Origin of the sequence: Acetobacter fabarum (assembly GCF_040702925.2) — a bacterium.
Classification (GTDB): Bacteria; Pseudomonadota; Alphaproteobacteria; order Acetobacterales; family Acetobacteraceae; genus Acetobacter; species Acetobacter fabarum_B.
Genome location: NZ_JBFCXX020000002.1, coordinates 33801 through 46724, shown reverse-complemented (window position 1 = coordinate 46724; position 12924 = coordinate 33801). Strand labels below are relative to the sequence as shown.

Sequence of the window (12924 nt, the reverse complement as noted above, 5' to 3'; positions counted from 1 at the left end):
GTAGCAAAAGACCGGGGCCAGCATTGGCAGAGAACAAAGTCAGCCAGACCTTGTTCTCTGCCTGCACATGCAGCAAAGCTCCCCACCACACACGACGATCATCAACCCGAGGTATATCACGGCTCTGCGGGAAAAAGGGCTTCGGACGGTCCATCGCTCGTCCGTCAGCCAAGACAGGTCACTCATCTTCAGTCTCATCAAGGATGTCTGATTCACATCCTGCCGCTCATATCCATGAGCCTGGTAGGAAATTTGGTTATAATTCCAAACGAAAAGATATAATTGATCATTATCAGGGAATGAGTAAGTCTTGAGTATCCAAGCTGCAATCGCAGATGGGGGAATAATGACAAAATTCTTGAAAAATAAACTCCCATTTTCTTTTGAAGAAGAATTTGGTGAAATTAGAAGATCTATGACAAATTATGTAAATAATAAGGTCCAGATAGTTGATTACAAAAAATGCGATATCCAGTTCATAAGCACCTTAGGGTTGAGTAATTTAAATATTTTCAATACCCAAAAAGCTGAGTGGTTTATGGAGTTTGATGGCGCATTGGCGTCAGAAAATGCAGCATCCATGATGGACTATTATGTTTCAATGCTCATAGAGGGGCATATCCCTTTTCCAAAAAGAGGAAATTTCATTTTATTTCCTGATCAAAGAGACCATATATGGCCGAATGATAATACATGTGGAATATATTTTACATTACCAGCCTATAGAAGTGAAGAGTTTGATATTAATATGGAAAAAATTGGAATTTTGACAATTTGGGTTGTTCCGATAACAATTTCAGACAAAGATATTATTGAAAATAAAGGGTGGGAATATTTAGAAGATTATTGGGATAATAATAACACTGATTTACATAATCCATTCCGAAAATGATATGGAATTAGTGGTTCGGGGGTATCGAAGAGCCGCGACCGGATAACGGACTTTCCGACGTTAACACTCTGGATATGTCGTGGAATAGGCATTGAGATGCGGCTTCTTCCTGTGAACCTTAAAAAATAAATCCACTCTTTTTATAGGGAGATTATAGCCCTGCTGGATGAAGCGATTATACAAAGTCTTGTATGGACCATAGGCTTTCGGGGCGTCTTTCCACTGAAGACCGTTACGCATCACATATACGATCCCGTTCAGAACACGCCGGTCATCCACACGGGAAACGCCATGCGCCAGAAGGAAAGAGGGTCTGATCCGTTCCATCTGGCGCTCAAACAGGGAAAATATGGCACTCACAGTCTTCCCTCCATCGGTAAGCCTGTGAGTGACAACCGCTCGCTCAGTTCAATAAATTAATAGGTTATAACACAAGTTTTAGTTTTTATTAAGCTGCTGAAGCGTATCCGATGGTGTTTGCAGGCCTGAATACTGCATCACACCAAATGTCATCGTGTCATCCGGCGTGGGGAGGTCTTTCTGCCGCCAGCCTCCACCCAGAGCCCGGATCAGCCCGACTGTGCTTTGCAAGGCGCGGGCCTGAACCTGCACCCGGTCAATCCGTGCATCCAGCGTATTGACCTGAGCAATCAACGCATCAAGATAATTATCAGCACCACCTTTATACAAAGTCATGGTCAGGGTCTGGGCTTTTTCCGCCGTTCCTACTGCCTGTCCCAGACGCTCTGTTTCTGCCCGCAGACGGTTGGTCATGGAAAACCCGTTCTCTACATCCGCAAAGGCGGAGAGCACGGTCATGCGGTAATGATCCAGCGTTTCGCGGTAGATGGACCAGGAATGCTGCAACTGGGCACGGCGCAACCCGCCCTCAAACAGAGGCATGGAAACCGACGCCCCGTAAGACCACATACTGTTGGCCAGATTGGCCAGATTGAAGCCATTGGAATCAAATCCGCCATTGGCGCTAAAAAACACATGCGGATAAAACGCCGCACGGGCAATACCAATAGCCCGGTTTGCCTGTGCCATACGCCTTTCCGACGCGGCAATATCGGGCCTGCGTTCCAGCAGGTCAGACGGCAGACCCGCAGGAATACCGGGTTCTGCATGACTCAGATCATCCACCGGCTGGATATGAAAAGTGGATGGCTGCTCATTCACCAGCACGGCAATACCGTGTTCCAGCACGTCCCGCTGAGCCTGCACATCCAGCAGGCGGGCCTGTGTCATGTAAAGCTGGTTCTGCGCGCGGGCAACATCAATGCCGGTGGCGTTCTGGTTATCCAGTCGTGTCTGGGTAACGTGTAACGCCTGCTGATAATAAGCAATGGACTGGGTATAAATGGCGTGCTGGGCATCCAGCCCCCGCAGGGCAAAATAATCGGTTGCCAGTTCCGCCTGCAGGCTGAGCCGCGCGGCGGCATAGTCTGCCGCCTGTTCCTGAGCGTAGTATTTCTGCACCCTTACCCGGTTACGAATACCAGACCAGATATCCGGCTCCCAGCTTGCAAGGCCGGAATAGAACTCATCCGTCGCTGTGATGGGGCCTTTATAGCGGAACAGCCTGTCTGCCGAGCTTTTGTTGTCACTTGAGCCAAACGCCATGCCAAAATGCGGCAAAAGGTCAGAGCGCGCTTCCATGACAATCGCGCGGGATTGCGAAAAACGTTCCGCAGCAGCCTGAAGGTCAGCATTGTTGGCCAGTGCCTCCTGCTCAAGCCCGTTGAGTACGGTATCATCAAACAGGGTCCACCAGTCCGGTTTCAGCGCCACGGTGCTGGGGGCCGCATCCTTAAAAGGCCCCTGCCCGTGCCAGGAAGCTGGCACAACATAATGTGGCGGCGCGTAACGGGGGGCCAGATCGCACGCACTCAGCGCACTCAGGGAGAGCAGAAGGCCAGCCCGCGCCGCCAGAGCACGCACAGGCAGGGGACGAAAATATGCAGAGATATGTTTCATTCGTCATCATCCCCCTTTGTTTCTGCCATTGCGCCGGGTGTACTGAGGTAGCCCTGCGCCGGTTCCACAGGCCTGACCTTTCCCCCCTCCATCAGATCGGCGGGCGGGTTGTTGATAATCCGGTCATCGGGGGCAAGACCGGCACTGACCTCCGTATAGGCATCCGACATGCGACCCACGGTTATGTTCTGGTAATGCGTAATCTGCTGCGCATTGACCGTGGCAACCTGCATACCGTGCTCCTGAAACACCAGTGCGCCGGTGGGAATGGTATAAACCCCCTTGCGGGCCGGAGCTGTCAGGGTGACGGAAGCAAAACTGCCAGGCCATAGTTTCTGCCCCGCATTGTCGATTGAAAACTCCGTAATGACCGTACGGGTATTGGGGTCAAAACCTTTGGCAATCGTCAGGAACTTTGCTTCGAACACGGTATTGGGGAACTGTGGAACGGAAACCTTCGCCACCAGTCCGGGCTGGAGAATGGAGGAAAATGTTTCCGGCACGGATACAAACAGGCGCATGGCATGGGTGTCCGCCACGGTAAACAGTTCACTGGCTGTGCCGTTTGCGTTCATGCTGCCGCTCCCGGCCCCCACATAGTCACCCACGTTGATGTTGCGCGCGATGACCACGCCATCAAACGGTGCTTCAATGCTCTTGAAGTGGATCATGGCCTGATACTGGGCCACCTTGTGTTCGGCAGCTTCCAGTTCTGCCTTGGCGGACTGTTCATTGGCGTTCTGCACGGAAACAGACTGGCCAGATACAGCCTGCGACTGACCCATGGCCCGCCAGCGTGTGGCGGTTATGGCGGCAAGGCCGTATTTGGTCTGCGCCACCTTCAGGTCCGCCTGCGCCTGTGCATATTCCGCATCCAGCCGGGGCGTATTGATTTCGGCCAGCAGATCACCCTTTTTGACGACTGCGCCGTAATCACGGTACCACATTTTCACATAGCCGGAGACCTGCGCATATATGGGCGCTTCGTACCATGCGCTGATTGTACCCGGTAAAGACATGGTCACTGTTGGTGGTGCGGGCGTGGGTTTGACCAGCGCAACATCGGGCACCCGGTCGTAGGCTGCATCCTGCTGGATGCGCACGGTATTATGGGCGCGCTGGACCAGCAGATACGCAATATCCGCCACCATGACAGCCGCGAAGAAAATAATGACAATTCTGCCTTTGCTAGCAACAAACATCAGACAGTCTCCTGCTGGTTAGCGGCATCCGTGCTGGATGGCCGGGCCGGACGATGGTGGAAAATTGCATAAACACAGGGGACAAAAAGCAGGGTGGAAACCGTAGCCACAACCAGCCCGCCAATAACCGCCTTGCCCAGTGGCGCATTCTGGGAATTACTGATGGCCATTGGCACCATGCCGATAATCATGGCCGAAGCCGTCATAATAACCGGGCGGATACGGCCAATACCGGCTTCAATCGCTGCGGTCGCGGCGCTGCCGTGCATGGCAAAGCGTTCCTTGGCGAAGGACACGACCAGAATGGAATTGGCCGTGGCTGTTCCCATGCACATGATCGCACCTGTTAGCGCAGGCACGGAAAGGCGCGTATGGGTCAGGAACAGGCTCCACGCAATGCCCGCCAGAGCCCCCGGCAATGCCGAGATGATAATGAAAGGATCAATCCAGGACTGGAAGTTGATCACAATCAGCATGTAAATCAGCAGGACCGACACAACAAGACCGGCAATAAGCTCCACATAAGCGCCATGCATGGTGGTGGCCTGCCCGCGGATGTCCACCGCCACACCACGTGGCAGATCGCTTTGTGTTGCGGCGATTTCCTGCTTGACCTGGCTCAGGACAGACCCGAGGTCCGTAAACTCGGTGGAAACGTAAATATCAATATCAGGCATGGAGTTATAATGAGACACCTGCCCCGGCGTGCCGATGGCCGTGATGGTGCTGATGCTACCCAGCAACTGCATATCCTTGCCTTCCGGGTCGTCATCCCCCTTATCAACCGGGATCGTCAGCAGGTTGTTGTAATGTGTGAGCTGGTCCTGAGAGACATAGACATTGAGCGGGAAGGTAATGCCGGTTTTGGGGTCAAGCCAGTATTGCGGGTCGACTGTCTGACTACCCGAGAGAGTCATGAGTTCGTTACTGGCAATATCCCCTTCGGTCATGCCTGTGGCCTGACCAAATGTGCGGTTCCCCTGCACAAACAGTGTTGGCGTGGCCATGGTCTGCTGGATTACCGTATCCACCGCACCCGGTATGTGCCGCAGGCGGTTCACCAGCAGGCGGGCATAGCGGTAGTTATCCCGGATATTCGGACCTGATATCTGAATATCGAGCGGGGCGGGGGAACCAAAGTTAAGGATTTTTTCCGTCAGGTCCGCAGGCTGGAATGTAAAGACCGTGCCGGGAAAACTGGCCGAAAGCGCACGCCGCAGCAGGGCGCGGTCATCCCATACGGGGGAAAGCTCGTTCTTGAGCGTGATGCTCAGATCGCAATCCTGCGTACCGATTGTGGGTGTTGGAATGAACGCCTGATTATGCGGGCCTTCCGGCAGACCGCAGTTGTTGATGATCCCCTCCACCTGACCGGGTAGAAGCTGCTCGATACGGTCATCCACCAGACTGGCTATGCGCCCTGTGGTTTCAATCCGGGTGCCAAGGGGCACGCGCATATGCATCTGCAACGCACCGGATTTGACCTCGGGGAAGAAGTCCTGCCCCACCACCGCAAACAGGGCGAGGGAGAGAACAGACATGCCCAAGAACACCGCCACAAACCTGTAACGCCGGGTTACCACACGCTCCAGCACCCGCCCGTAACGAAGCTTGAAGGCATGGAAAGCGTGCTCAAACCTGTTCTGGAACCGGCCAAAAACACCCTTGGGCAAAGCTTCATGTTCATCCCCATGCAAACCGGGATGCACCTGCCCTGCCAGCAGATATTTGGCCATGGTCGGCACCAGTGTGCGCGACAGGATGAACGAGGCCAGCATGGCAAAAACAATGGCCTCGGCCATGGGCATGAACAGCCACCCCGCAACACCACTCAGGCGGAACAGCGGGGTCCACACAATGCAGATGCACAAGGTGGCAACCAGTGTGGGAATAACGATCTGGTTGGCGGCATCGATAATCGCCGTTTCCAGGTCCTTGCCCATTTCCAGATGGGTATCGATATTCTCGATCATGACGGTCGCATCGTCCACCAGAATACCCACCGCCAGAGCAAGGCCACCCAGTGTCATCACGTTAATGGTCTGGCCAGCCCAGAGCAGGCAGATAATGGCCGCCAGAATGCACAGGGGAATGGACGTGGCGATAATAATGGTGGAGCGCCACGAGCCAAGGAATAACAGCACCACCAGACCAGTCAGCACCGCGGCTGTCAGCATTTCGCGCACGACGTCACGGATGGCGTCCTTCACAAAAACCGATGCATCGCTCAGGACCGAAATATGCACATCCGGCGGCACAAGCTGCTGGATACGCGGCAACAGCTCCTTGGTTCTGGAAACGACATCCAGCGTTGAGGCATCACCACTTTTCATGACAATGACCTCAACACCCTGCTTGCCCTTTACAAGCACGAGGTTGGTCTGCGGGTGGCCACCACGGTACACGTTGGCGACGTCATGCACATAAATGACCGAATTCCCCACGCGCTTGACGGGAATATCCCCCAGTTCCTGCATGGAGCGCGGGGTGGCGTTGGTCTGAACCATCCAGTCCGTGCGGTCTATTTTCTGATCCCCGGCAGGGAGAACAATGTTCTGCCTGCGCAGGGCGTTCTGCACATCCATGGCGGAAAGATGGTGTGCCTGAAGCTGCGTCTGGTTGAGCGCAACCATGATAAAGCTGTCCATCCCCCCGTAAGCCTGCGGCAGAACCGAGCCCGGCACGGTAACAAGAATGGGGCGGATGCGCGTCATTGCGATCTTGAACAGGTCTGAAGGGGTCTGCTTGTCCGATGTGACCTGCAAGGCCAGAACCGGCACCGAGGATGCATCCAGCCGCATGACCATGGGGGCGGGAATATTGTCTGGCAGCTGTTTGATAACTGTCTGGGAAATAGCCGTAACTTCGGCTTCCGCCTCACCAATATCCGTTCCGGGCTGGAAGTAGATATTGACGATACTGCGCCCGTAATACGAACTGCTCTCCATGTGTTCTATGCCCTCCACGGTGGAGGTCACGGCCAGTTCGTAATTATAGGTTATGCGTCCGGCAAACTCCTCTGGCAGCATGCCACCATATGTCCACACAACAGACACAACAGGCAGCTTGATGTTGGGAAACACGTCGGTTGGCGCACGCAGTACGGACATGACGCCAAATGCGAGAATGAGCAGAGAAAGGACCACAAAAGTATAGGGTCGTTTCAATGCGGTTATGACGATAGCATTCATGCGTTCCCAGTTCTCGATGGATTGTGGTCGGGATTAGCCTGAAGCTAGGAATTTTTTATTCAAAAATCTGTTAGAAAAAATTTTATTGATATAAAAACAAAATTAATATGTATATATTATTTTAGTATTGAGGGAATAATTTTAGAAATACCTATGAAATATATCAGTATTTCCTGATTCCATAAAACCGGAAACAGGACAGCACACCTGACAGGCCTGATGACCAACCGGGAACCTGCTCCCACCTCGTCAACAATCCGGCATTTGACCCCAAGCCCCCTGAAGCAGGCAGACCGCCATATCGCCGGAATACGGCCATGCCCATCAGGGTACCAAGAAGCCCTGCCTAAACCCTGAGTAAATGGGATGACCCGGCCACGGCTGTTCGGCATTCTTCACAAGCCTGATGCACACGGCATCATAAATGAGCATGACACGCGGCTCCGTGCAGATTGGCCATCTATACCGCTTCTGGACGGGCCACTGGGGTCACAGGCCACTCAGGCCCGTGGCGGTATCTTGTGGAGCAGTTTTTTAACTTCGCGCCATGCCTGCAACCCCAGCCCGTAAAGTGACAGGTTGGTGTATTTAACATCAATCAGCGTCACGTTTCCTGCGGCTGCAAGCGTATGCATGCCCTCGGTATAGGGGGCATAACCTGCGGGCCTGCGGATGGCCGGACCGGCATGGGTTCTCACCTTTTGCGTGGTCAGTTCATCAAAAACAAGGGGGCGAATAGCCCCGCCATAGGTATGGGTGCAGTCCTGTACGGGCAGGATAACCTTGCCGCCCACAACGCAGGGAGTGCCACCGGGGCGGGTGCTTGCGTTGTCCAGCCTTACGGGGTTGGACGGGTGGCGCTGCCATGGACCAAGCAGGTCTGGAGCATAGGCAAGGTGGAGTTCGCCCACCGGGGCTGCCGGGCGTCGGGCGGGTGTGTAAAACAGCCACCACAGCCCCTCATGGAAAAAGGGGGTTGCGTCCACGGCAATATCCTCACCAAGAGGAATAACAGCCGCCTCCTCCCACTGATCAGGAAAGCTGATGGCCCGATACAGCGTGAGCCTGCCCGAGTGGTGGGCCTCTGGCAGCATCCATGTCTGCCCGTTGGCTTCAAAAACATAAGGATAGGAGAGGTGCCACGGTGTCTGGAGCGCCTTGCGCTGCTCCTTGAGGTTAAAGGCCGCATCGTAGATAAAGACGTCTATGGACCCTACACGCACGCGGTGGTCGTAGTCTTCCACAAACACGTACAGCCTGCCATCACGCCACAGGCCAAACGGGTCTGCACGAAAGCAGAAGCTGCGCATGGGAGGGGTCCAGACAACGGGCAGACCCTCAAGCGTGCCACGTTCAAGAATGGCAGAGAGAGGGCTGTCTACAATACCAACGCGCCAGATGTCTTTTCGCAGTCCCATGGTGACGTATTCCTTTCTTGTCGGGTCGGATCCTGAAGCCATCCTGAAAAGGACGGCATGCTCTGCCTAGCCGGGTGGAAGCTGGCCTACGGGCCGGGACCGGGCGACCTTGTCGTTGAGCTGGCGCAGGACGGGAAGCGCACAGGCCACAAACATCATCAGTGAAGCCAGAAGGGTTTCCAGCGATGCGCCCTTGATGCCGCCAAACGCCATGAACACAAAAAGAAGCGGAAAATAAAGGCACATCACAATAATACGCCACCGCAGGAGAATGGAAACCCTGTCGATCATGACAAGGAACGGTTCCAGCGGGATCAGGCAGATGTCCAGCAGGGAGCCACCGACAAGCAGCAGAAGTATGGTTTGCTGGCCGGGCCAGACATCATGCAGCATATAAGAAAACAGGCGGTTACCGAGCGTTGCCGTCAGCACAAGCGAAAGTGCTGAAAATGCAATGATGAGACCAAATATCTTGAGGATAACAGTGCGTATGCCCTGCCAGTCCTGCGCATCCCTCAGGCGGATGAATTCCGGGTAGAGTGTTGGAATCATCAACTGCGCGGGTTTGGCCAGTCCGTTGCTGATCTGCCGCGCCACTTTGTACACTGCGGCCTCGCTCGCCCCCAACCTGCCGCCGATCAGCAGCGTGGCACCTTGTGAGAAAAAGGATTCCAGAACCTGATTCACACTAGTCCTGACCGTGTAGGACCATATGCCCGCAATGCGCGCTCTGCCCAGAATAATATGGGAGAAGGAAGGAAAGCCACCGGTCTGTTTCTTGACCAGATACACCCCGGCACAGCTACAGGACACAAACATGGTCAACTGGGTCAGGCACCAGACAAGCAGGAAGTAGCCAATGCCAAAATGGCAGACAAAGCCAATACCCGTGCCACCTGTGCGCACACATGTTGTTAAAAATTCATAGACAGGAACAAGTTTAAAGCGGTTGCACAAACGCAGCATGCCGGTTGACCAGCCTGTATTCATGAAAAAAATGGTCAGCATGCACAAGGCGGCGTCAATCTGGACCTGCGAGCTCCACCCCATAAAGGAACCACCCAGCAGGGCTACGCCACCCAGCCCCACAACCATACCGACCAGCCCGCTGATAAAATCCGCACGGATGCAGAAGACGAGCACATCATAAAACCGGTCAAACCGCTTTTGTTCAAAATCGCTGGTGCCATAATGCAGAAGAGACTGCCACGATTGCAGGTGCGTAATATCACACACCATGCCGGCAAAAGTGATGACAAGCAGCATGACGCCAAAATCCTGCAAGCCCAGTGTCTGGGCTGCCCAAGCGACATAGACAAAACTGCATACGGCGTTGATCACACGGCTGCCGATCAGGATTCCTGTGTTCCCCAGAATACGAACAAAAACAGAATGGTGGCTGTGGTCCATGCGATCTCACATATCAAAGGCTCGAATTCCGGCTTTTACACCAATTGGCGGCAGGGGGAAAACAAGGCTCAGACCTGCGCACTCCCCGCCCACACAGAAAGTATTCTGTTATAAAAATACCCAGATAACATATATTTTTATTGATTGTTTATTTATAAACAAGTTAAATAAACAACGAAAATTAACAAAATAAAGGGTATTACCTTTTATATAGTCCACATATATACTTCTTCATCCTGGGAAATACGCATCTTGCAGGAATGTTAAAAATAAATTTAATTTAATCGGACAATATTGCGCTTGGCCTGTGTAGAATATAGATGAAATTAAGTTCTCTTGTTTCTATACAAAACCTTCATAAATCCTATTTTTTGGAGACCAAGCGGAAATTTCAGGAAATATCTCACAACAAAGATATCGATAATGGAACGTTTTGCAAGCCGGAATCTTTTTAAAATAGGTGTTGTTCTTAGGGACTTCAGGCTTGGCGGAAGCGAGCGTGTTGCCATTGGCCTTGCCAACTACTGGTCCGGCCTAGGCTTTCCGGTAACCGTATTTGCCGGGCGCAGTGAAGGCGAAATGCGCGATCTGCTTTGCCCGGAAATTACCGTGCATTCAGCATCAATCCCGACAACTGTTCCTGACAAACATCTGGGCGAAAAAACAGCCCGTGCGGCAAAGCGGTATTTCCGGACCAACCCCGTGCAGGCGTGTTATGTGCCCGGCAATGGCCATTGGCCCATTACCCGGCGGCTGGCACAATTGCCTGAGCAGATCAGGCCGACGCTTGTCTCTCAGGTCAGTTCCCCCATTTTCCGGCAGATGCGTAACCCGCTGTCGCAATGGCTGTATAATTTGCGCATGCGGTTTTTGCTGCGTGCAAGCGATCATGTCGTAGCTGTCAGCCATGAACTGGCCAGAGACACCCGAACCGTGCTGAAAGACAGGGAGGTTAAGGTCATTCCTCTGCCCGTTGTGTGGGAGGAGCACGATCTTGTGCCTGTACCAGACAATGCGGCACTGAATATTCTGGCCGCAGGCAGGCTGGTGCCGGTCAAGGGATTTGATGTGCTGATCAAGGCCATTGCCCTTGTAAAAAAACAGTGCCCCACAGTACGCCTGACCATCTGTGGCGAAGGGCCCGAACGCCCAAGGCTGGAAAGTCTGATCAGCACTCTGGATTTGCACGACAACGTGGTGCTGGCGGGTTATGTCGCATCCATCCGTCCGTGGCTGGATATGTGCCGCATGTTTGTCCTGTCCTCTTACGCCGAGAGCTATGGCGCGGTTCTGGTGGAAGCTCTGGCGGCGGGACGGCAGATCGTCAGCACCCGCTGCACCCCTGCGTTACAGGACCTGATGCAGGCTCCATGGATCGGGGAGGCCGTATCCGTGGGGGATCCGTATGCCTTGGCAAAAGCCATTATACGCCTGCAGGCCCAGCCACCCCCGCCATGTGAAAAACTGGCCGAAACCGTACGCACCTTCCATCTGGCCCATGGAGGGCAGCATTACCTTTCCCTGCTGTTATCCGAGCCTGAAGGACAGAACGGATAGGCCCGTCTGGTGCAGCGCCACGCATATACGTCTTCTTTCGGCATGCCGGTCCTGACTATGTGACCTTCTGGTGAACTTCTGCTCCGTGCAGAAAGGGGATTGGTCTAAACTGCTCACTAATGATAATAAAATGCAGCTATAATTATTGCATGCTCCCTTAACGCTGTGTCGGGTGCCTGCTTGTTCGGGCGTACAAGGGCGGCATGACATGCGCGTAGGCTTTCTCATTCAGCACATCAATGGTCTGGGCGGGACGGAACGGACCGCCTGTGCTGTTATGAATGGGCTGGCCGAGCATGCAAGCGTATGCCTGATCGAACTCTGGTCTCAAGGTCCTGCCGCGTATGGGCTGGACCCCAGAGTGCAAACCGTCTCTCTTTTTACCAGACATGTACCCATGCTCAGCCACTGGGCATGTCTGGTCTGGCAGTGTTACAGACAGATCGGTGCATTGGGGCTGGATGCTCTGGTCGTGGTGGAAAGCACGCATGCCCTGTACGGTGTTGCGGCCTGTCGTCTGGCCGGAATTCGCTGCGTTGTCTGGGAGCATTTTAACTGCAACGTGGACATGGGCAAGCGCAAGCGCCGCTGGGGGCGATGGATAGCATCGCGCTGGGCGGATGATATTGTAACCCTGACCAGCAGGGACATAACCTTATGGCGTCAAAAACTGGCTCCAAAAGCCAGGCTGGTCTGTATTCCCAACATGGTGCCTGCTCTGCCGCCTGTGCATTATGACCCGGATTCACGCCATGTTGTCGCCATTGGTCGGCTGACTTATCAGAAGGGATTTGACAGACTTCTGGCTGTCTGGGAAAAAATCATACAGGATCGGCGCGCCACAGGCTGGACCCTGCAGATCATAGGCTCTGGCCCCGAACAGGACCAATTACGGCGCAGGGCTGAATCCCTTGCGCGGGTGGACTTCATGCCTGCCCGGAATGATGTCAGTGCTGTTTATGCGCGCACCGGTATTCTGGTTTCCACTTCACGGTATGAAGGCCTGCCCATGGTCATGCTGGAAGCACAGGCGGCGGGAATACCGATTGTCGCCTTTGACTGCGAAACAGGACCTGCTGAAATTATTGTACCAGGAGAGACGGGTTTGCTTGTCACGCAGGATGATACGCAGGGGTTTGCCAGCGCTGTTCTTGACCTGATGGGTGACCGGGCCATGCGTGTCAGTTTTTCCGAAGCAGCCAGAATGCGCTCCCGCCAGTTCTCACCTGATAAAATTATAGAAAAATGGAGAAATTTTCTAAAAGTTTGAAAAT

Annotated in this window: 8 protein-coding genes and 1 pseudogene; 3 read left to right on the top strand and 6 right to left on the bottom strand. The window is 53.7% G+C overall.

Annotated elements, in window-relative coordinates; translation table 11 throughout:
• Positions 1-310: 310 nt before the first annotated feature.
• A complete protein-coding gene (locus tag AB2L51_RS02600) occupies positions 311-892 on the top strand; it encodes a suppressor of fused domain protein (protein ID WP_395581409.1) in 582 nt (193 codons plus the stop codon).
• Between the two features lie 162 nt (positions 893-1054).
• On the opposite strand, the pseudogene AB2L51_RS02595 reads toward AB2L51_RS02600, so the two are convergent.
• From AB2L51_RS02595 to AB2L51_RS02570, 6 genes and pseudogenes are all read right to left on the bottom strand, one after another.
• Positions 1055-1252: pseudogene (locus AB2L51_RS02595) on the bottom strand (transposase); the annotation flags it as partial.
• Between the two features lie 78 nt (positions 1253-1330).
• Positions 1331-2872, bottom strand: coding sequence for an efflux transporter outer membrane subunit (locus AB2L51_RS02590; protein WP_395581410.1), 1542 nt, complete (start codon positions 2870-2872; stop codon positions 1331-1333).
• The gene (locus AB2L51_RS02585; protein ID WP_395581411.1) at positions 2869-4074 is read right to left on the bottom strand and encodes an efflux RND transporter periplasmic adaptor subunit; all 1206 of its coding nucleotides are present in this window, start codon (positions 4072-4074) and stop codon (positions 2869-2871) included. The genes AB2L51_RS02590 and AB2L51_RS02585 overlap by 4 nt, the downstream gene beginning before the upstream one ends.
• Positions 4074-7265 carry an efflux RND transporter permease subunit gene (locus AB2L51_RS02580; protein ID WP_395581412.1) on the bottom strand — a complete coding sequence of 1064 codons (3192 nt, stop codon included), beginning with the start codon at positions 7263-7265 and terminating at the stop codon, positions 4074-4076. The genes AB2L51_RS02585 and AB2L51_RS02580 overlap by 1 nt, the downstream gene beginning before the upstream one ends.
• Before the next feature lie 500 nt (positions 7266-7765).
• On the bottom strand, positions 7766-8683 hold the full coding sequence (locus AB2L51_RS02575) for a glucosamine inositolphosphorylceramide transferase family protein (RefSeq protein ID WP_395581413.1): 918 nt from the start codon (positions 8681-8683) through the stop codon (positions 7766-7768).
• A gap of 66 nt (positions 8684-8749) precedes the next feature.
• Positions 8750-10093, bottom strand: a complete 1344-nt coding sequence (locus AB2L51_RS02570) for a lipopolysaccharide biosynthesis protein (protein WP_395581414.1) — start codon at positions 10091-10093, stop codon at positions 8750-8752.
• Between the two features lie 423 nt (positions 10094-10516).
• On the opposite strand from AB2L51_RS02570, the gene AB2L51_RS02565 reads away from it, so the two are divergent.
• Together AB2L51_RS02565 and AB2L51_RS02560 are read left to right on the top strand one after the other, a co-directional pair.
• The gene (locus AB2L51_RS02565; protein WP_395581415.1) at positions 10517-11650 is read left to right on the top strand and encodes a glycosyltransferase; all 1134 of its coding nucleotides are present in this window, start codon (positions 10517-10519) and stop codon (positions 11648-11650) included.
• A gap of 208 nt (positions 11651-11858) precedes the next feature.
• Positions 11859-12920 (top strand): glycosyltransferase family 4 protein, encoded by a 1062-nt coding sequence (locus AB2L51_RS02560; RefSeq protein ID WP_395581416.1) that lies wholly within the window; start codon positions 11859-11861, stop codon positions 12918-12920.
• Positions 12921-12924 lie beyond the last annotated feature (4 nt).

What these genes read in the sequence shown, in the direction of transcription:
- AB2L51_RS02590 (WP_395581410.1), bottom strand. Translation starts at nt 2,872, where the DNA reads ATGAAACATATCTCTGCATATTTTCGTCCCCTGCCTGTGCGTGCTCTG.
- AB2L51_RS02585 (WP_395581411.1), bottom strand. Translation starts at nt 4,074, where the DNA reads ATGTTTGTTGCTAGCAAAGGCAGAATTGTCATTATTTTCTTCGCGGCT.
- AB2L51_RS02580 (WP_395581412.1), bottom strand. Translation starts at nt 7,265, where the DNA reads ATGAATGCTATCGTCATAACCGCATTGAAACGACCCTATACTTTTGTG.
- AB2L51_RS02575 (WP_395581413.1), bottom strand. Translation starts at nt 8,683, where the DNA reads ATGGGACTGCGAAAAGACATCTGGCGCGTTGGTATTGTAGACAGCCCT.
- AB2L51_RS02570 (WP_395581414.1), bottom strand. Translation starts at nt 10,093, where the DNA reads ATGGACCACAGCCACCATTCTGTTTTTGTTCGTATTCTGGGGAACACA.
- AB2L51_RS02565 (WP_395581415.1), top strand. Translation starts at nt 10,517, where the DNA reads ATGGAACGTTTTGCAAGCCGGAATCTTTTTAAAATAGGTGTTGTTCTT.
- AB2L51_RS02560 (WP_395581416.1), top strand. Translation starts at nt 11,859, where the DNA reads ATGCGCGTAGGCTTTCTCATTCAGCACATCAATGGTCTGGGCGGGACG.